The 25,241-nt window shown below is 72.2% G+C and carries 25 protein-coding genes; 15 read left to right on the top strand and 10 right to left on the bottom strand.

The annotated features are described in order from the left end of the window. Positions 1 to 2: 2 nt before the first annotated feature. Together AC4H2G_RS10470 and AC4H2G_RS10465 are read right to left on the bottom strand one after the other, a co-directional pair. On the bottom strand, positions 3 to 1,631 hold the full coding sequence (locus tag AC4H2G_RS10470) for an Hsp70 family protein (RefSeq protein WP_494365692.1): 1,629 nt from the start codon (positions 1,629 to 1,631) through the stop codon (positions 3 to 5). Next, entirely contained in the window at positions 1,628 to 3,787 is a 2,160-nt protein-coding gene (locus tag AC4H2G_RS10465) for a hypothetical protein (RefSeq protein ID WP_494365691.1), read from the bottom strand. The genes AC4H2G_RS10470 and AC4H2G_RS10465 overlap by 4 nt, the downstream gene beginning before the upstream one ends. 362 nt (positions 3,788 to 4,149) lie before the next feature. On the opposite strand from AC4H2G_RS10465, the gene AC4H2G_RS10460 reads away from it, so the two are divergent. Then, a complete protein-coding gene (locus tag AC4H2G_RS10460) occupies positions 4,150 to 4,566 on the top strand; it encodes a DUF4352 domain-containing protein (RefSeq protein WP_494365690.1) in 417 nt (138 codons plus the stop codon). An 82-nt stretch (positions 4,567 to 4,648) separates the two neighbouring features. Continuing rightward, positions 4,649 to 5,251: a G/U mismatch-specific DNA glycosylase gene (gene mug, locus AC4H2G_RS10455; protein WP_494365689.1), complete on the top strand. Its 603-nt coding sequence runs from the start codon at positions 4,649 to 4,651 to the stop codon at positions 5,249 to 5,251. Between the two features lie 58 nt (positions 5,252 to 5,309). Here the strand turns inward: mug and AC4H2G_RS10450 are convergent, their stop codons facing one another. Then, positions 5,310 to 6,599: an FAD-dependent monooxygenase gene (locus tag AC4H2G_RS10450; protein ID WP_494365688.1), complete on the bottom strand. Its 1,290-nt coding sequence runs from the start codon at positions 6,597 to 6,599 to the stop codon at positions 5,310 to 5,312. A 200-nt stretch (positions 6,600 to 6,799) separates the two neighbouring features. Here AC4H2G_RS10450 and AC4H2G_RS10445 point away from each other — a divergent pair, with 200 nt between their 5' ends. Beyond that, complete coding sequence (locus AC4H2G_RS10445) at positions 6,800 to 9,010, top strand: family 43 glycosylhydrolase (RefSeq protein WP_494365687.1); 2,211 nt, start codon at positions 6,800 to 6,802, stop codon at positions 9,008 to 9,010. On the opposite strand, the gene AC4H2G_RS10440 is transcribed toward AC4H2G_RS10445, so the two are convergent. Continuing rightward, on the bottom strand, positions 9,007 to 9,945 hold the full coding sequence (locus tag AC4H2G_RS10440; protein ID WP_494365686.1) for a ribonuclease Z: 939 nt from the start codon (positions 9,943 to 9,945) through the stop codon (positions 9,007 to 9,009). The genes AC4H2G_RS10445 and AC4H2G_RS10440 overlap by 4 nt on opposite strands. A gap of 211 nt (positions 9,946 to 10,156) precedes the next feature. Between AC4H2G_RS10440 and AC4H2G_RS10435 the strand changes: the two genes are divergently transcribed. From AC4H2G_RS10435 to AC4H2G_RS10395, 9 genes are all read left to right on the top strand, one after another. Then, positions 10,157 to 10,711, top strand: a complete 555-nt coding sequence (locus AC4H2G_RS10435; RefSeq protein ID WP_494365685.1) for a DUF6318 family protein — start codon at positions 10,157 to 10,159, stop codon at positions 10,709 to 10,711. 1 nt (position 10,712) lies between these two features. Next, positions 10,713 to 11,585 carry a hypothetical protein gene (locus tag AC4H2G_RS10430; RefSeq protein ID WP_494365684.1) on the top strand — a complete coding sequence of 291 codons (873 nt, stop codon included), beginning with the start codon at positions 10,713 to 10,715 and terminating at the stop codon, positions 11,583 to 11,585. Positions 11,586 to 11,702: 117 nt separating this feature from the next. After that, the gene (locus AC4H2G_RS10425; protein ID WP_494365683.1) at positions 11,703 to 12,386 is read left to right on the top strand and encodes a histidine phosphatase family protein; all 684 of its coding nucleotides are present in this window, start codon (positions 11,703 to 11,705) and stop codon (positions 12,384 to 12,386) included. A gap of 169 nt (positions 12,387 to 12,555) precedes the next feature. Beyond that, entirely contained in the window at positions 12,556 to 13,449 is an 894-nt protein-coding gene (kynA, locus tag AC4H2G_RS10420) for a tryptophan 2,3-dioxygenase (RefSeq protein WP_494365682.1), read from the top strand. Then, complete coding sequence (locus AC4H2G_RS10415; protein ID WP_494365681.1) at positions 13,446 to 14,873, top strand: amidohydrolase family protein; 1,428 nt, start codon at positions 13,446 to 13,448, stop codon at positions 14,871 to 14,873. Before kynA ends, AC4H2G_RS10415 begins: the two co-directional genes overlap by 4 nt. Then, a complete protein-coding gene (kynU, locus tag AC4H2G_RS10410) occupies positions 14,870 to 16,222 on the top strand; it encodes a kynureninase (RefSeq protein ID WP_494365680.1) in 1,353 nt (450 codons plus the stop codon). The genes AC4H2G_RS10415 and kynU overlap by 4 nt, the downstream gene beginning before the upstream one ends. Beyond that, positions 16,219 to 17,229, top strand: a complete 1,011-nt coding sequence (locus tag AC4H2G_RS10405; protein ID WP_494365679.1) for a PaaX family transcriptional regulator — start codon at positions 16,219 to 16,221, stop codon at positions 17,227 to 17,229. The genes kynU and AC4H2G_RS10405 overlap by 4 nt, the downstream gene beginning before the upstream one ends. A 91-nt stretch (positions 17,230 to 17,320) precedes the next feature. After that, the gene (locus AC4H2G_RS10400; RefSeq protein WP_494365678.1) at positions 17,321 to 17,551 is read left to right on the top strand and encodes a FitA-like ribbon-helix-helix domain-containing protein; all 231 of its coding nucleotides are present in this window, start codon (positions 17,321 to 17,323) and stop codon (positions 17,549 to 17,551) included. A 74-nt stretch (positions 17,552 to 17,625) separates the two neighbouring features. Then, positions 17,626 to 18,009 (top strand): type II toxin-antitoxin system VapC family toxin, encoded by a 384-nt coding sequence (locus AC4H2G_RS10395; protein ID WP_494365677.1) that lies wholly within the window; start codon positions 17,626 to 17,628, stop codon positions 18,007 to 18,009. A 78-nt stretch (positions 18,010 to 18,087) separates the two neighbouring features. Here AC4H2G_RS10395 and AC4H2G_RS10390 read toward each other — a convergent pair whose 3' ends face one another. Beyond that, positions 18,088 to 18,759 carry a sugar O-acetyltransferase gene (locus AC4H2G_RS10390; RefSeq protein WP_494365676.1) on the bottom strand — a complete coding sequence of 224 codons (672 nt, stop codon included), beginning with the start codon at positions 18,757 to 18,759 and terminating at the stop codon, positions 18,088 to 18,090. 137 nt (positions 18,760 to 18,896) lie between these two features. After that, positions 18,897 to 19,571: a hypothetical protein gene (locus AC4H2G_RS10385; protein WP_494365675.1), complete on the bottom strand. Its 675-nt coding sequence runs from the start codon at positions 19,569 to 19,571 to the stop codon at positions 18,897 to 18,899. Positions 19,572 to 19,777: 206 nt separating this feature from the next. Here AC4H2G_RS10385 and AC4H2G_RS10380 point away from each other — a divergent pair, with 206 nt between their 5' ends. Further along, positions 19,778 to 20,203, top strand: coding sequence for a ChaB family protein (locus tag AC4H2G_RS10380; RefSeq protein WP_494365674.1), 426 nt, complete (start codon positions 19,778 to 19,780; stop codon positions 20,201 to 20,203). Positions 20,204 to 20,381: 178 nt separating this feature from the next. Here the strand turns inward: AC4H2G_RS10380 and AC4H2G_RS10375 are convergent, their stop codons facing one another. Beyond that, on the bottom strand, positions 20,382 to 20,612 hold the full coding sequence (locus tag AC4H2G_RS10375; RefSeq protein ID WP_494365673.1) for a hypothetical protein: 231 nt from the start codon (positions 20,610 to 20,612) through the stop codon (positions 20,382 to 20,384). Between the two features lie 210 nt (positions 20,613 to 20,822). Between AC4H2G_RS10375 and AC4H2G_RS10370 the strand changes: the two genes are divergently transcribed. Beyond that, on the top strand, positions 20,823 to 21,368 hold the full coding sequence (locus AC4H2G_RS10370; protein ID WP_494365672.1) for a heme-degrading domain-containing protein: 546 nt from the start codon (positions 20,823 to 20,825) through the stop codon (positions 21,366 to 21,368). Positions 21,369 to 21,502: 134 nt separating this feature from the next. On the opposite strand, the gene AC4H2G_RS10365 is transcribed toward AC4H2G_RS10370, so the two are convergent. Continuing rightward, positions 21,503 to 22,015, bottom strand: coding sequence for an Hsp20/alpha crystallin family protein (locus AC4H2G_RS10365; RefSeq protein ID WP_494365671.1), 513 nt, complete (start codon positions 22,013 to 22,015; stop codon positions 21,503 to 21,505). A 187-nt stretch (positions 22,016 to 22,202) separates the two neighbouring features. Between AC4H2G_RS10365 and AC4H2G_RS10360 the strand changes: the two genes are divergently transcribed. Further along, positions 22,203 to 22,553, top strand: coding sequence for a hypothetical protein (locus tag AC4H2G_RS10360; protein WP_494365670.1), 351 nt, complete (start codon positions 22,203 to 22,205; stop codon positions 22,551 to 22,553). Positions 22,554 to 22,614: 61 nt separating this feature from the next. Here the strand turns inward: AC4H2G_RS10360 and AC4H2G_RS10355 are convergent, their stop codons facing one another. Then, entirely contained in the window at positions 22,615 to 23,610 is a 996-nt protein-coding gene (locus AC4H2G_RS10355; RefSeq protein ID WP_494365669.1) for a hypothetical protein, read from the bottom strand. A 152-nt stretch (positions 23,611 to 23,762) separates the two neighbouring features. Further along, positions 23,763 to 25,148, bottom strand: a complete 1,386-nt coding sequence (locus AC4H2G_RS10350; protein WP_494365668.1) for an exonuclease domain-containing protein — start codon at positions 25,146 to 25,148, stop codon at positions 23,763 to 23,765. Positions 25,149 to 25,241: the final 93 nt, after the last annotated feature.

Raw genomic sequence — 25,241 nt, 5'->3', positions numbered from 1 at the left:
ATCTACTGACCGGCCTCGTAATCACGCCACGTCTTTCTTGACGATTCGCCGAAGTCGCCCTTCTGCTTCATGACACGGAGCGAGTCGCCATAGCCAGGACCTTTCAGGACGGGCCAGCGGTCCAGCTTCAGCAGCCGGTCCGAGCTCCTGTCTTGAATGATGATCTGTCCGTTCTGCGAGAGGACGAAGCCAAAGCGCGGTCCGAAGCTGACGGGGATCTCTTCGAGTGCAATATTGCCGGGAAATGTGAAGTTGACACGCTCGCCGTCAAGCGATCTTACTGAGAGTCGCCCTTCGCCGGCGACGGGTAGAATGCGGCCGCGATCGCGAAATGAGTACTTTGCTGTGTCTGCGTTGAAGACCTGCAGGCCGGAGTAGAACGGTGTGTACGCCTCGTAGATGACGTGCTCGCGCGACTTGCCGCGGTCCTTCCACTCGAGGACAAAGTCAAAGCCCGGCCGGTGCAGCGACAGGCGTTCGTAGGTGTCCGTCTCCGCCAGCCCCACCGCGATCGCCTCGTCGGGCGGTATGTCCGCAATGGTATGCATCTCAGCGTCAGGGAAGAGGGAACGGAGATGCTGCTCTACCGCCGGCGTGCGGCTCATGCCGCCGGCCAGGAGCACGTAGGAGATGGATGAGCGGATTTCTTCGTCGCTCATCTTGCGGAGTTCCATCGGCGTGTACTGCCGATGGTTGGCATCGAGAGTTTCCGTGAGCAGCGATGCCCGGATCGCTTCGTGCGCCGTCTGGGTCGAGCGATCAAGCTGGGGAGTGATGATTGTTTCGAACTCTGTGCGCTCGATCTCGAGGTCAGGTAGAGGGTCGCCTGTCGACTCGACGTGGACGGAGGTTCTCAATGCTCTCGTCAGGTCAAGCTTTGCCTCGCGGGCTGCTCGGAGAAGGTAAGCCTGCGCGACGGGTCGACGTTCCAAGCCGAGATGCTCGATTTCGTTCGTCGCTAGGTAATGCTCGACGATTGTCTGGTCGACCATGTCGCCCGCTTCGGCGGTGCCATGCGCTGCCAGCACATTGATCTCGGGATCTGTTCCCGGGCCCCCGGCGACGTGCAGCACCGCCACGTCCAGAGTTCCTCCTCCCATGTCGTATACGAGGACCTTGCCTTCGGTGTGTACTCCCAAGTTGCGAGTTCGCTGCATGATCCAGGCCACGCCAGCCGCGATGGGCTCGTCGATGAGAGTTCCGGGCTGGACCGTGATACCGGACTTCTTCGCAAGACGGATGAGCCGAGCTCGCTGGGCACCGGTCCACATGGCGGGGCACCCGAGGCGAACTGAACCGTTCTGGAGGTCAAGTCCCAGGTTGACGGCGCGGTTGCGCAGTTCGGTCAGGACGGCGGAGATCACTTGGTTAACCTGGTCCTCCGTCAGTCCCTCGTCTGCGAAGTCGCGGTTCTCGGTGATGGCTCGCTTGATGGAGCGGATCAAGCTCTGGGGCGCACGACGCTCCGCCTCTTCACCGGCAAGAATCCGGCCATCGACCTGGGCGGCGATCGACGGCATCCATGCCGTGGTCTCTCCAATGGGCACCGTTCTGGGATCGCGGCTTGTGCGCCCTTCGGCGACCAGAGATGTCGACGTTCCAAAGTCGACCCCAATGGCGTACTCGGTCAATCGTGCTCCTTAGGTACTGGACGCTCGACGTCGGCGCGCATCAGGACGATCTGCTCGCTGCCGTGCGCCCAAATATACCCGGAGGTTCTGACAACAACGTCGTCTCCGGGTTCGAGTTCCGGTTCGACACTCAGGTGGCGACCAGGATCGAAACGGGAGTCCAGTCCCATCTCTCCGATCGGCTCGATGCCTTCACGTCCCGCGAGGAGTCGTGCCCGCGCGCGGAGCGAATCGATGCCCGCGATTTGCGATACGTCGATCTGCCGGAGGAGGCGAGCGAGAGCCCGCATGGCATCGATCTTGAGCTGACGCTCCTCGGCACCTCGACGATCGCGCTGGTCCGAGCGCAGGCTCTTTGCGGCCGCTTCTGCCTTCTCAGCGCGAGCCTTGAGGGCTGTGATCTCGGCTTGGGCGCGACCGTGCGAGTTCTCGGCGGCCGCGGTTGCCAATCTCTGGTTCGCGATATCGCTCTTCAACGCCTGGCGCTCCGCTGTGTGGGTGATCTCGTTCGCCCAGGCGCCAAGTGCCTCATCCTGGCGGGAGACGCGGTCGAAGGCTGCGCTGACTTGGGAGGCGTTCAGTTGCTCGACGACTGCCCGCGCACCGCCGAGGATCTGGAACAGGTCTTTCCTAGTTGACACTTCGAGCACGGCGGTCTGAAGTCTGGGTCGAACCTGGGACCCGGCGACCTCCTGGTCGGTGAGCACTGGCGCAAGGATGTTGCCAGACTCGAGCAGGTCTACCAAGGATACGTTTTTCCACCAGACATCGTCGCTCACGGCATGGCCGTCCGTCCGAAAGATGTTGGCGATGAGCTCCTGGCGTGCTCGGGACGTGCGGAGAGTGAATTGCGCCGCACTGCGAGCCAGTCGAAGCCGCCCATCGCCATCGAGGCTGTCCCAGCTCAGGGGAACGAGTGACGAGATCTTTCTGAGGACGAGTTCGCGGTCTTCAGGTTTGGAGATGGCCGTCGCGCCCGCCTCGAGAACCGTGGCCAGCACGGAAATCCGGGCGCTTTCGGCCAGGGCCGAAGTAGTGCGCTTTACCAGCTGCCGTAGTGCCGATTTCGTCGTTTTGGCAGCGTTTGGGCCTTGCGCGAGTGGAATTAATGTGGTGATCGTCGCTTCAACCGCATCGGCGAACCTGAGCTCGTCGTCGGTTGTGGCCGGTGCTGGAGCAGCGATCGCCTTGCTCTCCTGCGGGTATGCGGCGAGCAGCGCGCGGACCACAGGCTGACGGGCGATCAGGGACGCTTCCGCGACTACTTCATCTGGCAGCGCCGCGATGAATGTTATGAAGGCGCCCGGGTCCTCCTGGAGAGCCTGTACTCCGGTGGGTGCGGGGTTCCCGGCGAGTAGTTCCCCGATCAGCTGTGCGTAGGGATCGCCGACTGATGCCAGGACGTTGTCGACATGGCTGCGGCGCTGATCAGGCGGAAGAGCAACGATGTCGGCGAGATCGGCCGCAATCCCCTTGGGATTGAGATGCGCCCGATCGTGTGTGACCTTTGCGCCGCGATACGGCGTCGCGGCTGGGGATTCGTGGCGGCCGCTCGAACTGATGCCTTGCGCCGAATCGGGACTGTTCTTCTTTGGGTCTGACCGCGCGGTAGAGGCCCGCCTAGACTCTTCGCCGCCTTTAGCGGTGTCGTGCACGGCGGTGCCCTGAGAATCGGAAGTAGCTCCTTGGGAGGATTTTTCTGTGTCGTCCATGAGTCGCTTGACGCCGGGAGTCAGGATGCCGTCCGGGCGGATCCTCTTGCCGTGTCGCACGGCGAAGCCGGTGTCGACCAGGCGGTCGAGAGCGGACGAACAGTTCGCCTCGAGCCACCCCTGAGAGACGCCCTCCTTGAGTGCCTCCTTCTGCAGGGCGGCGATGGTCATCCCGTCGGGTCGCCCGCGCAAGAGGCGGTGCACCATCTCTGCGGGATCCTTCTGGGCCAGGCCTGTCCATCGTGCCTTGTCGGTCCACTGGAGGTGGATGAGGCTACCTTCGGGCGTCCGAGTGAGACGCCCCTTCGCCGGAACGGTCTCGATCGTGCCGTCCGACCACCGCACCGCCGTGTCGCCATCTGCGAGTTGCTCCAGTACGACGCCGTGCCGCGCCACCGTCTTGGTCTTGAAGTCGATCTGTAGGGCAGCTTCAGGAATCGTCACCCTCCGATGCTACGAGGCGAACGGTCGAGAGCCTGCGCGGTCGCAGTCTCGACGGGTGGTCTGGCCATGAGTGCGGTTGGCCTTTCCGAGCGCACAATGATCCTTCACCGGGTGGCTCTGGGTGGCGTCTCCGAAGCGCGTGCACAGGATGCCGTCTCGTTCGGTCGAGAGCTGCGCCAGTGGCCGTGCCGGATCGGCCTGATACTACGCCGCGCACGCTCAGATCGGGCTTCTCGTAGTTGAGGAGTTTTCGTAGTCGTGCAGCTCGCCGATGCTTCTCAGGACCTTCTCGAAGCAGAGGACGTCGTGCCGGTGTCCCGCGGTACTGCGGGACGCGGATCGCGCCACGGTCTTGAAGGGCCATGTTCTCTCGATCGGGCCACGCGTGGAAGTGTCGGAGACCCATAGGCTGGCACACGTACACCGGGAGCTGGCCGCCGGGTCGGTTCGACTTGCGATGCTTGGCCTTGGCGAAGCAGGACGAGCACCAACCGTGCTTGGGATCCTTGGTGCATATGACGGTGACAAGCACCAGCGACGAGGCGCAGATGTTCGACGGGTCGAGCCAGGAGCTCACCGACACCGTCGGCCGCACGCACTCCTCTGACGGCAGCGCAGCGATCTACCTCGGGGACGCGAACAGCTTCCTCACCGACATCAACCACGGCAACTCCGTCGAGGGGACCGTCGTGTTCGACATCCCCGCCGACGCCGTCCCGGCGTCGATCGACCTGCACGACTCGTTCCGCTCCGGCGGCGTCGAGGTCGCGCTCGGCTGACGTCCGTACGAGGAGGCTCTGCCGCACTGGGCCGGGGCGACGTCCACGTCGACCCGGCTCCTGTGCGCGCCAGGATGGTGCCGTGCCTTCCCACAGCCCCGATGCCTGCCCGGCGCCGCCCTACCCGCGCCCCACGCCGGCCGAGCTCACCGCCGCGCGCGACCGCGAGATCGACGACTGGCTGCGCCCGGACCTCGACGTGCTGTTCTGCGGCATCAACCCTGGCCTCTACTCGGCGGCCGTCGGGCTGCCGTTCGCCAACCCGGGCACCCGGTACTGGAAGGCGATGCACGCGGCCGGCTTCACCGACCGCGTGCTCGGCCCGTGGGAGCGCGACGCGTTCCTCGACGCGGGCCTCGGCATGACGAACGTCGTGCGGCGCGCGACGGCCCGCGCGGACGAGCTCGCGCCCGAAAAGATCGTCGACGGCGGTCGCCGGCTCGAGGAGACGGCCGAGACCTGGCGCCCGCGTTGGGTCGCCGTGCTGGGGCTGGGCGCGTACCGCACGGCGTTCGGCGATCGCCGCGCGACGACGGGCCCGCAGGAACGGCGCATCGGACCGGCGCGCGTGTGGCTGCTGCCCAATCCCAGCGGGCTCAACGCGCACCACACGGTCGCGACGCTCGGGGAGGCGTACGCGGAGCTGCGCGAGGCGGCGGGCCTACCGGATCTCCGTCGGGCCTGAGGCGCCGCGTCCGCGATCGAGCGGCTCCTGCTGCGTCCGGGCGAAGCAGGGGCGTGCTTCAGGCACCGGTCGTCGGCGGTCGCCAGCCCATGACGCCGTCGAGCGCGCGGGTCCCGAGCGTCGCCGCCCACGTAGCGGCGGCACGCGCACCGAGGTCGCGCGCGCCGGTGAGCACGGGCGACGTCCACCGCGTCGGGACGGCGACCTGCGCGGACAGCTTCATGACCTTCTCGACCCGCGGTCGGCGCTCCGCCGACCACGCCTGCAGCGCCGACGCGACGTCGAGCCGGCCGGACCGGCGCGCCGACGCCGGCACCCGCGCACCCAGCACCACCGCGTCCTCGAGCGCCTGGCACCCGCCCTGCCCGACGTTCGGCAGCATCGCGTGCGCCGCGTCGCCGACGAGCGCGACGCGTCCGGTCGCGAGCGTCGCCGGGGGAGCGGGGAGGCGCCGCAGCGCGTGCCGCAGCACCTGCTCGGGGTCCACTGACGCCAGCAGCTCCGGGATCGGGTCGTGCCAGCCGGCGAGCCGTTCGCGCAGCTCGGCGAACGACTCGGGCACCCCGGCGGCGTCGGCGATCGAGACGTAGGCGTACACGCGCCCGTCGGCGAGCGGCACGATCCCGACGACGATCCCGCGGCCCCACGTCTCGCTCCCCACGACGCCGCCGTCCGGCGCGGGGGCGACGAGCCGCCACGCCGTCAACCCGCCGTGGACGGGCCGCGGCGCGTCCGGCCACCAGCGCGTCCGGATCGGGGAGTCGATGCCGTCCGCCGCGACGACGAGGCCGGCCTCGACCGTCTCACCGGACGGTGCGGCGCCGGGCTCCGTCCCCGCCGTCCCCTCGCCCTCCGGACCGGACGTCCCCGCCAGCCCTTCGCCGCCGGACACGGCCTCGTCTGCCGACCCCGCGGCGTCGGACACCCGGACCACCGCGGGCCGCCCGCCGTCCCCCGCGCGCACGACGGCGGCGCTCGCCCCGAGCCGCAGCGCGCCGTCGGGCAGGGCGTCCGCGAGCATGCCGACGAGCTGTGCGCGGTGCAGCACGAGCGTCTGGTCCCCGAACCGCGCGCCCGCCTCCGCGGTGTCTGCGCGCACGAGCCACCGGCCGTCGGGGCGGCGCATGCCGACCTCGCCCTGGAGCGTCGCGAGATCGCGCAGCGCGTCGCCGAGGCCCAGTGCGACGAGGGCGCGCACGGCGTTGGGCGCGACGGCGATCCCCGCCCCGACGGGCTCGAGCGACGTCGCGCGCTCCAGGACGGAGACGTCCCACCCCGCGCGCGCGAGCGCGACCCCGGACGCGAGCCCGCCGATCCCGCCGCCGACGACGACGGCTCGTGCGGTCATCGTCGTCCGTCCGCGGGTGCAGTCACCCGCCGACCGTACCGTTCGCCGCTTCACGACGACGCCGTCCCACCCGAGGCCGGACGTCGGCGTGTTCAGTCCTGCCCGAACTTGTTGACTCGTGTTCGTTCGACGACGAGACTCGAGAGTCCCTAGGGGCGACGCCGCCCCGGGGACCGCCGCTCACCGTCGAGAGGACACCGATGAGGCCACGCACCCGGACCACCCGTCCACCTTCCGCGCTCGCTGGCCTCGCGACGAGCGCGCTCGTCGCACTCGGGCTCGTCGCGTCCGGGACGACCGCCACCGCGGCCGCCCCGAGCGCCGCGGCCGCCCCGAGCGCCGCGACCGCGGGTCACGTCGCGGCACAGGCCGCTGTCGACCCGGCACCCGAGATCGAGCCCGTCATCGACGACAACTTCCCCGACCCCGACATCCTGCTCGTCGACGGCGTCTACCACGCGTACGCGACGAACTCCGACGGGGACAACGTCCAGCACCGGACGTCGACGGACCTCGTGACGTGGACCGAGCAGCCCGACGCCGCGCCCGAGCTCGGCGACTGGGTCGGTGAGTGCAGCTTCAGCCCGGGCGGCGCGACGGACCGGTGCGTCTGGGCGCCCGAGGTCGCCGCGGTCGAGAGCGGCTACGCGCTCTACTACACCGCGCGCGACGCGACGACGGTGCGCCAGTGCATCGGCCTCGCGCTGTCCGACACCCCGGACGGGCCGTTCGTGCCCGTCGGCGACGACCCGATCGTCTGCCCCAACGGCGAGGACGGCACACAGGACCTCGGCGGTGCGATCGACGCCGGCACGTTCCAGGACGGCGACCAGCTCTGGCTGCTGTGGAAGGCGGACGGCAACTGCTGCGAGGGCAAGACGGCGATCATCTTCGCCCAGCCGCTCTCCGCCGACGGGACGACGCTCACCGGTCCGCCCACGGAGCTGATCCGGGTCGACCGCGCGAACGAGGGTCGCGTCGTCGAGGCGCCGACGATCGTCGAGCGCGACGGCACGTACTACCTCTTCTACTCGGCCAACGACTTCTACGGCGGCGCGTACCGGACGGCGTACGCGACGTCGGACAGCGTGACCGGCCCGTACACCAAGGCGACGACGGAGCTCATGACGAGCGATCGGTTCCGGGGCGACGTGCGCGGCCCCGGCGGGCAGGACGTCGTGACGACGCCCGACGGCGGCACCGCGATCGTCTTCCACGGCTGGAACGAGGCGTTCACCTACCGCGCGATGTACCTCAGCGGCCTCGAGTGGTCGGAGGACGGCGTACCGTCGGTCGCCGCCGCGTCCGACCGCTACCAGGCGGAGGACGGCGTCGTGACGAACGCGCGCGTCGTCCAGGACGGCAGCGCGTCGGGCCTCGCGAAGGTCGGCGGGCTCGACTTCGCGGACAGCTCGGTCTCGGTCGAGGTCTACGCCGAGGAGGCCGGCCCGGCCCTGCTGGGCATCCGGTACGCGAACGGCTCGACGGACGGCGCCGAGCGCGTGCCGTCGACCCACACGATGACCGTGAACGGTGAGGACGCCGGGACCGTGACGTTCGCCCACACGACGTGGGGCAACTGGCAGACGGTCGAGCACGTCGCCGAGCTGGACGCCGGCTGGAACACCGTCACGCTGACCCGCGCCACGTTCTTCGCCGAGATCGACGCGATCGACGTGTTCCCCGTGCTCGACGAGCCGCGGACCGTCGTCCCGCCGGTGATCCCGGACGCGGTGCGGTACGAGTTCGAGGACGGCGTGATCGTGCGCGGCGCGGTGGGCTCGGCGGCGGGCGCGTCGGGTGGCGAGAAGGTCGGCGGCCTCGACTTCGCCGACAGCTCCGTCACGCTCCAGGTCCAGGCCGAGGAGGCCGGGCCGTACACGCTCGCCGTGCGGTTCGCGAACGGGTCGGAGCGCGGCGGGTACACGCTGTCGTCGACCGACTTCGTCACGGTCAACGGCGAGGACGCCGGGGTCGTCACCTTCCCGCACACGACGTGGGGCAACTGGCAGAGCGTCGAGCACGGCGTCGAGCTCCGGGCCGGCCTCAACACCGTGACCTTCACGCGCGGCACCTGGTACACCGAGCTCGACGCGCTCGACGTCTACCCGCGCGAGGAGCCGCCGACGGAGATCGACGTCGCGGTGACCGCGCAGACCCGCTGCCTCGGCAATGCGGCCTTCGTCGCGGTGCGGGCGACCAACGACGGGGACGAGGCGCTCGCGCTGACGCTCTCGACGCCGTTCGGCGACAAGAGCTTCGCCCAGGTGGAGGCCGGAAAGAACGCGTACCAGTCCTTCAAGGTGCGCGGCACGGAGACGGCGGGGGAGGCCACGGTCACCGCGACCGCCCCGGACGGGACGTCGCAGACGTTCACCGCGGCCTACGACGCGCCGGGCTGCGGCGCCTAGCGGGAGCGGCGCCGGGGGACCGGCACGCGGTCGAGGTCCTGCGCAACGGTGAGGCCGCCGTCGAACACGGACCTCGCCTCGCGCTCGAACTCGCGCGGGTCGGTGTAGCGCTGCGAGAAGTGTGTGAGGACGAGGTGCCGCACGCCGGCGTCGGCCGCGACCTTCGCCGCCTGGAATGCTGTGAGGTGGCCCCAGCGCTCGGCCTGGTCGAGGTCGCGGTCGAGGAACGTCGACTCGATGACGAGCAGGTCGACGCCCACCGCGAGCTCGAGCACGGCGTCGCACAGGCGCGTGTCCATGACGAACGCGAACGACTGGCCGGGCCGCGGCGCGCTGACCTCCTCGAGGGTGACGGTCCGGCCGTCGGGTGCGCTGACGACGCCGTCGCGCTGCAGGATCCCGACGATCGGCCCCGCCAGGCCGTGCTGCGCGAGGAGCGCGGGGTCGAGGCTGCGACCGTCGGGCTCGTCGAGCCGGTACCCGACCGCCTCGAGCGTGTGGTCGAGGCGGCGGTGGCTCAGCGTGAAGCCCGGTTCGGGTCGGTCGGGCGCGGGTGGGACCACCCCGTCGGTCGTCAGCGGCTGCTCCAGGAGGTGGCCGCGGCGGTGATGCGCGGACGCGTCGAGCAGGTGGTCGATCCACCGCTGGCCCGACGCCGGGTACGACACCGGGATGGTGTGCCGCACCCCGTCACCGCTGATGCGCTGCGCGACGCCCGCGAGCCCGAGGCTGTGGTCGCCGTGCAGGTGCGTGATCGCGATGCGCGTGAGGTCGGTCGCGGACACGCCCGCGAACGTCATCTGCCGCTGCGTGCCCTCGCCGGGGTCGAAGAGGATCGCCTCGTCGTCCCAGAACAGCACGTACCCGTTGTGGTTGCGCGTCCGGGTCGGGACCATGCTGGCCGTCCCCAGCACCACGAGCTCCCTGCGCGACATGCCGACAGGGTGCCACGCGACGTCGTTGTCCACAGACCGAGAACACGGGTTCCATGCGGGGCCGGGGTTCGCTAGGTTCTGGGGCAGTTCGTGCGGCGCGGCCCGGATCCGGGGTGCGTGGGGGTCGTCACCAGGGGGTTGCATGCGTCTCGCGTCACGTTCGTCGTCCCGTGCCCGACGGCGCGTGCTCGGCTGTGGGGTCGTTCTCACCGTGGGGCTGGTGGTCGCCGGGTGCACGGGAGATGAGCCGGCCGAGCCGGAGCCGTCGTCGAGCACGACGGAGTCACCGGAGGTCACCGAGGAGCCCGAGCCGACGCCGACCAAGTCAGGCCCGGTGAAGCCTGAGCGCCCCGCCGCGATGGAGCAGCAGGACGCCGAGGGGGCGGCGGCGGCTGCGGAGTACTTCATCGAGCTCTACGACTACGTCATGATCACCGGTGATACGGCCGAGTGGGAGTCGATGTCACACGAGATGTGTGGCTGGTGCGCTGCCAGCATCGAGCAAGCGAAGACGATAGCGAAACGTGGCGATGTGTATGTCGGTGAAGGCATCCAGGCGAGCATCGCGGATCCTCGGTACTACATGCGTGACGAGGCGACTGGCATCTTTCCACTGGACGTGGAGATGGTGGAAGCGGCGGCGACGATTTCCAGCGAAAGTGGCGAGGAACTTTACTCTGCGGCCGAATCGATACAGACGAATCGAGTGGAAGTGGGTCTCCAATCGGGCAACTGGGTGATCGTTGAAATCGCGGCGCTCGACTGAGATGGCCATCTTCTTCGAGCTCTCGGGCGCGGTACTCCTATCAAGCCTGCTTAGCATCTCCGCAGATAGCCCGGTGTACGGAGGTGGAAACACTGAGGCGCGAGGCGGCTCAATCACGGTCGAAGCGGCTCGGGAAGGGACTCGGGGCGGCGATGTCTACGTCCCCGCGGGCACCGATGTCCCGCCCGATCGCTACTTCTCGGCGACTCCTGCGCTGTGCGCGCTCGTCGACAACCTCGACGGCCCGTCGACTCGCTATGACTTCGCGTGCACCGAGGGCGAGCAGCTCGCCTACGAGGGCATCGAGTGCGGTCCGGACGAGTTCGCCGAGGGTGCGCTCTTCCGGGAGGTCCGGCAGCCGGACGGTTCATGGGGGCCGCCCGAGCTCGTCGGTGACGAGGGCTGTGTGACGCCGGCGGACCTGCTCGCCGAGGCGGAGCGGGAGTTCGCGACGCTGCCGATCGCGCCGTCGTCGATCGTGGTGCAGCCGCCGGACGGGTGGACGTTGGTGAACGTCCCGACCATCACGTACACCGAGTCCGCGGAGCAGACGTTCGACGCCACGCTGCTCGGCATCCCCGTCCAGATCCGCGCGACGCCCGAGTCGTTCGCGTGGGACTACGCCGACGGCAGCGCACCTCTCGTCACCTCGGATCCCGGCGCTCCGTACCCGGACCACACGGTGCATCACACGTACGAGCAGCCGGTGGAGTCGCTGACGATCGGGCTCACCACGACGTGGTCGGGGCAGTTCCGCATCGCCGGGTCGCCGACGTGGACGGACGTGCCCGGCAAGGCGACGACGGCGAGCACGGCCGAGCCGCTGCAGGTGTACGAGGCGCGCTCCCGGCTGGTGACCGACCCGCTCGGGTGAGGTCGCTCCCCACGGAGGGCGCCGGCGTCGGACGTGGCGCCGGCCACAGCCACGGCGAGCACGCAGGCGCGCGACCCGGATCGTAGGGTGGCAGGTACCCCCACGAACCGGAGAACCATGCGCCTGCTGCTCGTCCGTCACGGTCAGACCCCGTCCAACGTCGCCGGCCTGCTCGACACCGGTCACCCCGGTCCGGGGCTGACCGCGCTGGGCGCACGCCAGGCAGCGGCGCTCCCCGACGCGCTGTCGGAACGGGTCATCGACGGGATCGCCGTCTCGACCCTCGTCCGCACCCACCAGACCGCCGCGCCGCTGGCCGAGCACCGTCAGCTCGAGCCGGTCGAGCTCGACGGGTTGCGCGAGGTCGAGGCGGGCGACCTCGAGATGTCCGACCGGCACGAAGACCACGTCCTCTACCTCGAGACCGTGTTCGCCTGGGGCGGCGGCAACCTCACGCGGCGGATGCCCGGCGGGCCCTACGGGACCGAGTTCGTCGCCCGCTTCGACGACGCCGTCGCGAAGATCGCGTCCACGGGCTGGCAGACCGCCGTCGTCGTCTCGCACGGTGCGGCCATCCGCTCGTGGACCAGCATCCGCGCCGAGGGTGTCGACCTCCACGCCATGGCGTACACGCCGCTCGAGAACACAGGGCTCGTCGAGGTCGTGGGCGACCCGGAGAACGGCTGGCGCTACGTCGGCATGAGCGCCGGTCCGCTCGGCGGCCACGTCCTTGCGGACGAGCTCGCCGACGACCCGACCGGGGAGTCCGTCGCCGAGGAGCGCGCCGACGCCGAGTCCTGACTACCGCTCGTTGCGCGAGCGCCGACACCGAGATCGGCAAGCCGGCGTGAGACCGGTCCTAAATCGTGCCGACCTCGCGCAAAGCAGCCGATGTCGCGGTGAGGTGCCGATCTCAGGCGGTATTGCATTTTCATGGCTCCCGTCATGTCCGTGACATACGCTCAGGTGCATGGCCGAACCGTCACAGCACGCGAACCCGTCCTCGAACGAGCGAGCCCTCGAGCCCGACATCGTCACCGACCTGCGCGAGCGCATGACCTACGGGTCCTACCTCCACCTCGACACGCTGCTCGCGGCGCAGGAGCCCATCAGCACCCCGGCGCACCACGACGAGATGCTGTTCATCGTCCAGCACCAGACCACCGAGCTGTGGCTCAAGCTCGTGCTCCACGAGCTCGTCTCCGCCCGCGACCTCCTCGCCGCCGACGAACTGCAGGCCGCCCTCAAGCGCATCGCCCGCGTGAAGCACATCCAGCGCACGCTCACCGAGCAGTGGTCGGTCCTCGCGACGCTCACGCCGAGCGAGTACGCGCAGTTCCGCGGGTTCCTCGGCAACGCGTCGGGCTTCCAGTCGTGGCAGTACCGCGCCGTCGAGTTCCTCCTCGGCAACAAGAACGCCGCGATGCTGAAAGTCTTCGCGTCCGAGCCCGCCGCGCACGCCGAGCTTTCGCGCCTCCTCGCCGAGCCGAGCGTCTACGACGAATTCCTGCGTTACCTCTCGCGCCACGGTCACGACGTCCCGGCCCACGTCCTCGACCGCGACGTCACGCACGCGCACGTCCTCGACGACGACCTCGTCGAGGTCTTCCGCCGCATCTACGACGACCCCGACACCCACTGGTCCGCCTACGAGACGTGCGAGGAGCTCGTCGACCTCGAGGACAACTTCCAGCTCTGGCGCTTCCGCCACATGAAGACGGTCCTGCGCATCATCGGCACCAAGCGCGGGACGGGCGGGTCGAGCGGCGTCGGCTTCCTCCAGAAGGCCCTCGACCTCACGTTCTTCCCCGAGCTCTTCGCCGTCCGCACCGAGATCGGCGCCGCGCGGCCGTCCGGCGCATGACGCACCGGCCCGTGCCCGACGGCGCCCGCCTCGTCACCGTCGACGCCTCCTGGTTCCCGGGTCGTCCTCCCACGGGTCCGACGGCGTTCCTCGCCACAGCGTCCGGCCTCGCCGACGCCCACGAGCCTCACGAGATCGACCCGAGCGGCCGAGATCGACCTTCGGTGGGTCGACGCCGCGACGCACGGGTCGATCTCACGGATCATGGGTCGCGTGAACCGGTCCATCTGCCCGGCACGCTCCTCCCGCCGTTCACGGACGCCCACGTCCACCTCGGGCTCGTCGACGCGACCGGGCTCGTCCCGCACGGCATCGCCTCCGTGCACGACCTCGGTTGGATCCCCGAGGTCGCCGCCGAGTGGGCACGCGATGGTGACCGGGAGGTACGAGCGGAGGGCGCGCGGCCTGTGCGTCCGGCGCGACGCATGCCGCACGTCTCGTTCGCCGGCGCGTTCCTCACCGCCCCCGGCGGTTATCCGTCCGACCGCTCCTGGGCGCCCGACGGCTCCGTCGAGGAGGTGGCGTCGCCCGCCGAGGCCGCCGCCGCCGTCGACCGGCAGCTCGCGGCCGGGGCGTCGTTCGTCAAGGTTGCGCTCAACAGCGCGGCGGGTCCCGTGCCCGACGACGCCACGCTCGCCGCGATCGTGGCGCGCGCCCACGCGCGGGGCCGGGACGTCGTCGCGCACGTCGAGGGTCCGGGTCAGGTGGCGCGCGCGTTCGAGGCGGAGGTCGACCGGCTCGCGCACGCCCCGTTCTCCGAGCGCCTGCCCGACGAGCTGATCCTCGCCATGGCCCGCCCCCGCTCGCGCGCCCTCCCCGGCCCGCGCCCGCCCGCCGGCCTCGAGCACGACCCTGCGCGCCGTCGAGCACGACCTGAGGGTCGGAATGAGCCCCAGAACGACCCTCACGTCATGTTCGGCGCGGAGCCGGTGAGCCGCATGACGTGGGTGAGCACGCTCGACATCCACGGGTGGGGGACGCCGACGCCCGCGCAGGACGTTGCGATCGACAACGTGCGGCGCTTCGCGGCCGCCGGCGGCTCGGTCGTGTACGGCACGGACCTCGGCAACGGACCGCTGCCGGTCGGCGTGAACGAGCGCGAGCTGCGTGCCCTCGCCGCCGCCGGGCTCGGCCCGGACGCCCTCCTGCGCACCCTCACCTCCTCCACCGTTCCCGCGACCTCCAACCGTCCCACGGCCTCCACCCTTCACGCCGAACACGACCTGGAAGACGTTACGGGCCCCGGAACGACTGCCAGGTCGTTCTCGGCGGGGCGCGTGACGTTCGTTCCGGGCGGACCGCCGGACGACCCGGACGACCTCCCGCGCTGGCTCGCCGGCGCCACCACCCTGCACCTGGCCGACGTGCTGCGGCCGGGGTTCGCCCCGCCGTCGGACACGAGCACCCGGAAGGACCAGCCATGACCGCCACGTCCGCGTCCCGCGACCACGCCGACCACCCCCGCGACCATGCCGCGGCCCGTGCCGACGACGCGACGCGCGCCGCACGGGGTCGCGAGCTCGACGCCGCCGACCCGCTCGCCCGCTACGTCGACGCGTTCGTCCCGTCCGACGACGTGGTCGCGTACCTCGACGGCAACTCTCTGGGCCGCCCGACCCGTGCCGCCGCGGAACGCCTCGCCCGGTTCGCGACGGAGCAGTGGGGCGCGCGGCTCATCCGCGGCTGGGACGAGGAGTGGTACGACCTGCCGCTGACGCTCGGTGACCGGATCGGCGCAGCGGCGCTCGGCGCAGGCGCGGGCCAGACGTTCGTCGCCGACTCGACGACCGTGATCCTCTACAAGCTCGTCCGCGCGGCGCTCGCCGCCCCGGAGAACGCGGACCGCGACGAGATCGTCCTCGACTCCGGCAACTTCCCGACCGACCGCTACGTGCTCGAAGGGGTCGCGCGCGAGCACGGGGCGACCTTGCGGTGGATCGAGCCCGAGCACGACGCCGGCGTCACGCCCGACCAGGTCGCCGAGGTGCTCTCCGACCGCACCGCGCTCGTCGTGCTGAGCCATGTCGCGTACCGGTCGGGGTACGTGAGCGACGCGGAGGCGATCACGCGCCTCGCGCACGACGCCGGCGCGCTCGTCCTGTGGGACCTGTGCCACTCCGCGGGCGCGGTGCCCGTCGCGCTGGACGCGTGGGGCGTCGACCTCGCCGTGGGCTGCACCTACAAGTACCTCAACGGCGGTCCCGGCGCGCCCGCGTTCGGCTATGTGCGCGCCGACCTGCAGGACACGCTGACGCAGCCGATCCAGGGCTGGATGGGCAGCGCGGCGCCGTTCGAGATGGGGCCGGGCTACGCCCCGCACCCCGGTCCGCGCGGGTTCCTCAGCGGGACGCCCGCGATCGTCGGGATGCTCGCGATGCAGGACATGGTCGACCTGGTGGCCGAGGCGGGTCTGGACGCGATCCGCGCGAAGTCGGTCGCGCTCACCGAGTACGCGCTCGAGCTCGTCGACGACCTGCTCGTGCCGCTCGGCGCGCGCGTCGCCTCCCCGCGCGACGCCGCACGACGAGGGAGCCACGTCACCGTCGACCACGACGCGTTCGAGGCGACGCTCCCGCTGCTCTGGGCGCGCGGCGTCGTCCCGGACTTCCGCCGTCCGAACGGGCTGCGGCTCGGCCTCTCGCCGCTGTCGACGTCGTTCGACGAGGTGCGCGTCGGCGTCGAGGCGGTGCGCGACGCGCTCGTCGAGGTGACGTCCGGCGCCGTCCCCGCCGAGCGTCTGGCCGACGCCGCGCCCGACGCCCCGACGCCGTGAACCCGACAGCCGAGCGCGACGTCGTGAGCCCGGCACCCGAGCGCGACGTCGTGAGCCCGGCGCCCCAGCCCGGCGCCGTCGTCCTCGACGACCTCGACGCCCGCCCGGGCAGCGCGACGTCCCTGCTGCGGACGGTCGTCGGGCTGTACCTGCGCGGCCTCGGCGGCTGGGTCGCGGTCGCGGACCTCGTCGCGCTGCTCGACGCGGTGGGCGTCCCGCCGGCGGCCGCGCGCAGCGCGATCTCGCGCGTCAAGGGCAAGGGGCTCCTTGTCGCCGAGGACGTCGACGGCCGCCCGGGCTACCGCCTCGCACCGGGCGCGGACGTGATGCTCGCGCGCGGGGACCGTCGCATCTTCGCCTACCGGCAGCAGACCGACGACGACGCGTGGCTCCTCGTGTCGTTCTCCGTCCCCGAGGACCGGCGCGCCGAGCGCCACCAGCTCCGCCGGCACCTCGCGGGCATCGGGTGCGGGACGGTCGCCGACGCCCTGTGGATCTGCCCGGCGCACCTGGCCGGCGAGGTCGAGCAGATCCTCGACCACCTGGACCTGCGCGACGCCGCGACGCTGTTCGTCACCGGGACGCCGCAGACCCACGGGCCCTTCGCCGACGCCGCGGCCCGCTGGTGGGACCTCGACCGGATCGCCGCGCTGCACCGCAGGTTCCTCGCTCGCCACGAGGGCGCGACGAGCGCGCCGGTGCCCGACCGCGCCCGCTCGGCCCTGCCCGACGGCGCCCCGTCGCCCCTGCCCGACGGAGCCCGCTCGGCCGGCCCCGCAGCCTTCCCGCGCGACGCGTTCGCCCGGTGGGTGCGCGCCGTCGACGACTGGCGGACCGTCCCGTACGTCGACCCGGGCCTGCCACCCAGCGCGCTCCCGGCGGACTGGCCGGGGACGGCCAGCGTCGCGCTGTTCGACGACCTCAGGACCACGTTCGGCGAGGCCGCGGCCGAGCACGCACGGACCGTCGCCGGACGAGGGCCGAGGTCGCCGGGACAGCCGAAGTAGTACCCCGGTCGGCGTGGCACAGGCCGGCACAGCGCTCGGTCGCTGCTGCAGAATGCATGCATCGCCGCCAGGATGCCGCTAGCATGCCTGCATGGTGACGATCACGATCCGCGACGTCCCGCAGGACGTTCGCGACGAGCTCGCGTCGCGCGCGGCAGGCAGCGGACGGTCCCTCCAGGAGTACCTGGCGGCGGCGCTCCGCGAGCTGGCCGCGCGCCCGTCGCTCGAGAGCGCCATGGTGGAGGTGCGGCGACGCGCTCGCGGCCTGCCGGAGCTCGAGGTCGGGGACGTGCTGGCCGACCTCGCGGCCGACCGGCGGTGAGGGGCCGGGCGCCGCGGCCTCGGGTACCGGGCGACGAACGGGTACCGGGCGACGAACGCTCGAGGCCGCTCGTCGTGGATGCCTCGGCGGTGCTCACGATGCTCCTCGACCCGGGCGCGCGCGGGGACGTGATCGCCCGTCGTTCCCGCGCGGTCGAGGTCCTCGACGCACCGGACCTGCTGCCCTACGAGGTCGCGAACGTCCTCCGCCGTCGGCGCGCTGCGGGTCTCCTGACGGACCGCGAGGGGCGGGCCGCCCTGGAGGCGTTCGACCTGCTCCCGATCCAGCTCTGGCCGTTCGCCGTCGTCACAGAGCGAGCATGGGAGCTCGGCGCCAACCTCTCGGCGTACGACGCGGCGTACGTCGCGCTCGCGGAGCGGCTCGGTGGGACGCTCCTCACCGCGGATGCGCGGATCGAGAGGGCGCCGGGCGTCCGGTGCCGGGTCGAGGTCGTCTGACCGGGGAGAAGACCGGGCTACCGTCCTGCGGCACGGGTCGACGTCCGGTGTCGATCTCCTCCCCGGCGCGTGACGGGGTCAGACGGGCTGGGCGGGCACCGTGGCCGGCACGATCCGTGGCCCCGTCCCGGGGACCTCGAGCGTGCGTGGCGCACGGTAGGTCCACTCGCGGTCGGCGTCGGTGATCTCGCGGAGCACGCGCGCCGGGACGCCCCCGACGACGGTCATCGGCGGCACGTTCCCCGCCACGACGGCTCCTGCGGCGACGATCGACCCGCGGCCCACGGTGACGCCCGGCAGGATGACCGCGCCGGTCCCGACCCACACGTCGTCCTCGAGGACGACGGGTGCGGAGAACTGGGTGCCGTCCGAGCGCAGGTCGGGGTGCAGGGGGTGGCCGGTGGTCGAGATCGTCACGTTCGGCGCGAACATCACGCGGTCGCCGACGGTGATCTCGACGTCGTCCACGAGCGTCAGCCCGAAGTTCGCGTACACGCCGTTCCCGAGGCGCGTCGTGCAGCCGTAGGCCACGCGCAGCGTCGGCTCGATCCACACGTCGTCGCCGACGGCGGCGAACAGCTCTCCCAGCAGGCGCTGCCGCTCGTCCGTCGCGGACGGGCGCGTCGCGTTGAAGTCGTAGGTCAGCTCGGTCGCGCGGGCGCGCTCGGCGGCGAGTCCGGCGACGCCGTGGTCCGTGTACAGCTCGTGCGCAGCCATGCGTCGGCGGATCTCGCGCTCGTGGTCGTCCACAGGTCGTGCTCCAGGGGTTCGGGGTCGAGGTCGGGACCAGCCTCTCGCACCGGAGGCCGAACGATGCAACCCGGGCCGAGTGGTGCGCTCCGTGGTGCATCGCCCGAACGGGAGCGCATCTCTCGCGGAGCGGGCGCTCAGGCGACGACGTCCCCGTCCGGCAGCACGAGCGTGGTCACGACGTCGGTCACCGCCGGTCGCCGCGGCGTCGACCCGAACCCGAAACGTACCGGCGGGTCGACGGACGTCAGGCTTCCCAGGGACTCACCGTCCCACGAGGACGTGACCGCCTCGAGCGCGTGCACGTCGGTCGCGCCGTAGTGCTCGACGCGGCCCGACCCGGCGCTCCCACGCGTCCGGACGCCGTGGAGCAGCGCTCGTGCGACCGGGTCGGTCACGGCGGTGAACCGTCGCGACCCGGCCAGCCGGTCGGGCACGGCGCGCAGGGCGTGCCCCAGCCCGGTGCGCTGCCCGACGGCGAGCCGTGCCTCGAGCGGTCCGGCCGCCACGTGCCACGGGGCCGGTGTGCGCCCACCGCGACCGACGACGGACGTCGCGCCGGGGTGCTCGGCCGGGAGGTCGCGAACCTCGACGGGGAGGATCTCGACGCGGTCGAAGGAGTACGTCGAGCCAACGAGGGACGCCACCGCGTCGGACGGTGCGAGCAGGACCCGCTCGCCGTCGGGCCGCTCGACCATGACGTCGGCGAACGCGCCGAACGGCGACCGGTCCCACCGCCCGACGACGACACGCGTGCCGGACGACGTGCCCCAGCCGGCGATCCGGCCGTGGAAGATCAGGGCGCGTGGCATCCGGGCAGCGTAGGGCTGCGCGGTCGAGATCGCCCGTCGGCACCCCTGCCACGCACCCACGCGCCCCGCGGACGCGCAGGAGGACGCGGCGCACCGCGGCGCGCGTCCGCCACGAGAGCCGCCGCGCTGGCGAGGGACCGCGCGAGGCGAGACGCTCGACGGGAGGCGGCGACCGCCGTCGGGCAGCGAGGTGAAGGAGGCCGACCGTGCCGAAGACGACCCGCGGCGGGGATGCGAAGGAGTCCGAGATCCCCAGCACGCTGCAGCGCTCGGACGAGAAGGCACAGCGGACGTTCGCGAAGGCCTACGACGCCGCGATGGAGCAGTACGGCTCGGCGGAGCGTGCGAGCCGCGTGGCGTTCGCGGCGCTCAAGCACACGCACGAGAAGGTCGGCGACCACTGGGAGCCCAAGGAGGAGCCGGGTCCGTCGGACGAGCGCGCGGAGGAAGGTGGCCTGGAGTCCTCGGCGGAGACGGCGGGCGGTGTGGACGCGAACGCGTCGAAGGAGCACCTTCTCGACGTCGCACGGCGGCTCGACGTGGACGGCCGCTCGACGATGACGAAGGACGAGCTGGTCGACGCGATCCAGCGCGCGAACGACCGCGCGACCCGGCACGCCCGAGGCGACTGAGCCGCGTCGACCCCACGACGGGAGACATCTCCGGCGCACGTGGAGCAACCGGGACGTGGGTTAGCAGCCCTTCAGCACCGCGAGGCCGCAGCAACCCGGGGTTCGGCGAGCGAGGTCCTCGTCCGTGACCGACCGGCTTGAGGGTGCCGGTCACCGGGTGGGACTCTGCGAGAGCGCGTCAGCGTCGGTCCGGTGGCGGGTACTGCCCGCTGCGGATCTTGCGCATCATGAGCTCGCGGACCCAGAGCACGAGCACGGCGAGACCCGTCGCCGTGAACGCGCTGAACAGGCGCGAGGTGTTCTTGCTCTCCCCGGCCCAGGCGCCGGTGAGCAGCCCGCCGAAGAGCGAGACGGCGATCAGCAGCGCGAGGATCGCGTAGATGAGCAGCCAGTAGCGCACGAACCGCACGGCGCCCTCCGGCGTGCGACCTCCGCGACGACGGCGCGCGGGCGGAGGAGGCGGCCCCGGTGGGCCGGCGGGGGGCTGCGGGCCCGTCGCGGGGTTGCTCAAGAGGGTCTCCGGCTGGTTCGGTGCCCGGTCAGGCCGGTGCTCGGCCGAACCCTGACAGTGTACGGACGGAAGAGGTTCCACCGGCCCCGCGCGTGTCACGATGACGGCATGACGACGACGCCCGACGACCTCGCCTCGACCATCGCCTCCGTCGAGGCGCAGGAGCACGAGCTCGTGCTCACCTCGTTCACGCACGACGACGCGTGGCGCCTCGGGTGCCTCCTCGTCGAGCTCGCCGCCGAGCGCGACCTCGCGGTGACCATCGACGTCCGCAAGGGCACGCAGCAGGTGTTCCACGCCGCGCGCGAGGGCACGACGCCCGACAACGACACGTGGGTCGAGCGCAAGGTGCGGGTCGTGCAGCGGTTCGGGGCGTCGTCGTACCTCGTGGGCCTGCGGGCGCGCGCGAAGGGGACGACGTTCGCGGAGCAGCACCAGCTCCCGCTCCAGGAGTACGCCGCGCACGGCGGCGCGTTCCCCGTGCGCGTCGAGGGCGTGGGCGCCGTCGGGGTCGTCACCGTCTCGGGGCTGCCCCAGGCGGACGACCACGCTCTCGTCGTCGAGGCGCTGCGGACGTTCCGCGGCTGCGCGCTCGCCGAACCTGGGATCGTGGGTCACCGCCTCGTGCCGAACCCCGGGTTACGCGGCACATGAGGCGCTGATCGACGCACAACCCGGGGTTCGGCACCTGGCCCGGGTACGACGGCGGGCCGGCACCTCGGGAGGTACCGGCCCGTCGGGATCCGGCCGCGCCAGGGCCGGGCGCGGCCGGAGCAGGTGGCGCGGCGTCAGGCCGCGCGCGTGACCTCGATGCGCTGCGGCGCACGGCCGGCGAACACGCCGGCGACGGTCACGGTGAGCACGCCCGCGTCGTAGGACGCGCGGACCGCCTCGGCGTCCGCGGCCTTCGGCAGCGTGACGGTCCGGCGGAACTCGCCGAACCGCACCTCGCGGATGCGACGGCCGACCGGCTTCTCGACAGGCTCCCGCTCGGTGCCGTCGGTCGCCTCGGAGCCCTCGGCGGGCTCGTCGGTGGCCTCGCGCGCCTCGACGACGCGCTGGTCACGACGCTCGCCGCGCACGACGAGCCGGCGACCCTCGAGCTCGACGGTCACGTCGCGCTCCGGGTCGACGCCCGGCAGGTCGAAGCGGGCGACGAGGTCGTCGCCGTCACGGTAGACGTCGGCGGCCGGCGCGTAGCCGCTCCGCTGCGCGGGGGTGGCGGGACGGGTCCACAGGTCGCGGACGAGACGGTCCGCGGCCAGGGCGCCGAACGGGATCGGGGTGAGGGTGGTGGTCATGGTGACTCCTCCGGTTCTGCTGCCGCGGTGAGCCCGCGGCGTCTGACGGGGTCAACCTTGAGCGCTCCCGACTCAATCCCGCGTTCGCGCACGACGAACGGCGGGGTGCTCGCCTGCGCCCGTCATGGACACGAGAACCCTCGGTAGGGTCGGCACGACCACGTCGGCTCGGTGAGAGGAGACGCCCATGGGATCAGGTCGCGTCGCGCGACGGTGGGTGAGCGGTGCCTCGGCGGCGATCCTCGTCGGACTCCTCGCGGTGGCGTGCGCCCCGACGGACGAGCTTCCGGGCGGCCACACCTGGGTCGTCGGCCTGAGCGATCCCGACGGGGACTGGCAGGCCTGCGTCGAGGCGTCCGACGCCGCGGTGGTCGAGACACTCGGGACCGCCGACGTGCCGCAGTCCGCGGTGTCGCTGCGCCTCGCGCCACGCACGACGCGGGACGTCGCGGAGAGCCTCGTCGCATGCATCGAGGACTCGTTCACCGTCGGGACCGTGACCCTCGAGGACGGCGGCCCGTACACGGGCGCGCCGTAGCGCCGGGCCCCGCGTTACCCACGCGGTGAGTGACCGGCGCGTGCGTGATCGTCGTCGCGCGTCACCGGCGACGTGCCGCCCGGCGGGCCTTGCGCGCCTCGGCGGCACGCTCCTCCGCCGCCTCGAGAGCGTCGTCGGCGGACTCGAGCCCGGCCTGCGCCTCGTCCTGCGCAGCGCGCGCGGCCTCCAGCCGGGAGCGCGCCTCGTCGCGCTCGTCGGCGAGGCGGGCGAGCTCGTCCTCGATGCGGCCCAGGTCGTCCTCCACCTGCCCGACGGCGTCGCTCGCCTCGCGCGCCCGCGCGTCCGCCTCGTCGCGGGCGGCCTCGAGCCGGTCGACCTCGGCCGCGGTCTCCTCGACGGTGCGCTCGGCCTCGGCGAGCGGGTCCGGCTCCTCCTCGACCGCCGGCCCGGTGTCGGCCCCCTTGCCGTCGCTGCCGTCGCTGCCGCCCCCGCCGCCGGCCTTCCCGCCCCCGGCGCTGCGGCGACCTCTCCTCGCCGGGGCGGGCTCGCCGTCGTCCCGCACCACGTGCAGCGTGACGACGTCCGCGGGCTCCCCGCCCTCGTCGACGATCCCGAACCCGACGTGCTGCAGCGCCTGGCTCAGGCGCCCGGCCTGCACGACGGCGCCCGCGTCGGGGTCCATGACGGCCGCCGTCAGCGTCTCGGCGAGGCGGTCGACGGCGCTCGCGGAGACCGCGCGCCCGGCCACCTCCCCGGCCTTCCGGACGGTCCCGACGAGCGCCTCGGCCCGCTCCCGCCGCAACCGGTCGAGCGCTGTGATCCGCGACCGGTCGCGGTCCTCGGTCGCGTCGCGCAGCTCGTCGCCGATCGCGACGAGCGCCGCTATCTCGTCGGGGTGCTCGCGCGCGACCTGGTTGACGACCCACGCGGCGACCGTCGGCTTGGGGAGCCGGCCGACTCGCTCGGCGCCGACGGCGTCGCCCGACGCCTTGATGCGCTTCGACGCCGCCGTCCGCGCGACGACGAACTGCTCGAGCGGGAGCGAGTACAGCTCGTCGAGCAGCGCGTCGACGTCGACCGGTGCGTCGGGGCTCATGGGGACAGCCTCCCCGCTGGCCGTGCGTCCCGCAGCGCCGAGCCCGCCCACGAGCCCGTGCGAGCCCGCCCGGTCCGTTGAGTGCTGGGTATTTGCTGTCTGTGCTCTGCTCGGACGACATATACCCAGCACTCAACGGGACGGGTGGGCGCTCAGGCCGTGCGGGCGACCCTTGCCGTGGTGCGCCCGACCTCGTCGAGCAGCCGGGCGAACGCGTCCTCCGTGACGATCGGGATGCCGTAGCGGCGCGCCGTCCGGGCCTTGGTGGACAGCGAGTCGGGGTCCGCTGCGACGACGAGCCGCGTCCGGCGTGTCACGTACGCCCACGGCGCGAGGCCCGCCCGGCGCGCGGCGTCCTCCCACGCGGGGCGCGTGCGGCGCATCGACCCGGTGAGCACGACCTCGTCCCCGGGGGACAGGACGAACCGTTCCCTGTGCCCGACGCCGCCGGTCGCCTCGTCCACGAGCCTCGCCCCGAGAGCGGCCTGGGACGCGGCGAGGACGTCGTCCGCGTCGAGCCCGAGCTGGCCGGCGACCTCGTGCAGCGTCCGGTCGGCCGCGAGGGCGTCGAGCACGCCGACCTCGTCGACCCGCTCTCCGAGGGCCGACGACCCCGCACCGTCGAGGACGTCGCGGGCGAGCGTCGCGAGGTGGTCGCGGTGCAGCCGCTCGACGTCCTGCCGGTCGAGCCCGGCGCGTCGCGCGGCGTCCACCAGAGTGCTGCGTTCCGTGTGCGACACGTACCCGTCGAGCAGCGCCAGGTCGAGGAGCGCGAGGTAGTCGGCCGCCGTCCCGGCCACGACGCCTCCGCCTCGGGACTGCGCCCGTCGCGCCACGCCGTCGCGCAGCGGGGCAACGGCGGAACCGGTGGGCGTCCCGGGGCTCTCGCGAGCTGTCGGGCTGTCGAGGGCAGCGAGCCAGTGGCCGTGGAGCCGGCTCGCGCCGCGTGGCACGGGCTCGACGTCCACCGCGGGCGGCAGGGTCCAGCGCACGCCGTCCGCCGCGGCGCGGGCGACGTCCCAGCACTCGTCCTCGCGCGCGACGTCGAGGTAGTGCGCGAGCAGCCCTGCCGTGGCGCGGGCGTCCCCGAGGGCCGAGTGCACGCCGTCGTGCACGACGCCGACGGTCGCGCAGCACGCGGCGAGGCTGCGCGACCCGGTGAGGTAGCGCCCGGCGAGCTGCTGCGTGCACAGGCACGCGAGCGGGTCGATCGCCGCGGCGACGCCCGCGCGGCCGAGCTCCGCGCGCAGGAAGCGCGTGTCGAACGACGCGTTGTGCGCGACGAGGACCCGGCGGTCGAGAAGCCGCAGGAGCGCCGGCGCGACGCGGTCGAACGCCGGCGCGAGCGCGACGTCGGCGGCCGCGATGCCGTGCACGTGCTGCGGACCCAGGTCGCGTCCGGGGTTGACCAGGGTGCACCACTCGTCCTCGACCTGGCCCGCGTCGTCGACCAGGACGACGGCGACCTCGGCGACCCGGTCGCCGAGGCGGGGGGAGAACCCGGTGGTCTCGAGGTCGACGACGGCGAATCCGGGCACGGGCACAGTCTGCCCGACGCCGCCGACGCCGCGGCCGTCCACGCGTGACCGTTTCCGTTCGCTTCCGCCGGGGCCGACGTCGGTCGCGGACGC

This window comes from Cellulosimicrobium sp. BMG9.23 (assembly GCF_059159985.1).
This window is presented reverse-complemented; position numbering and strand designations above follow the sequence as displayed.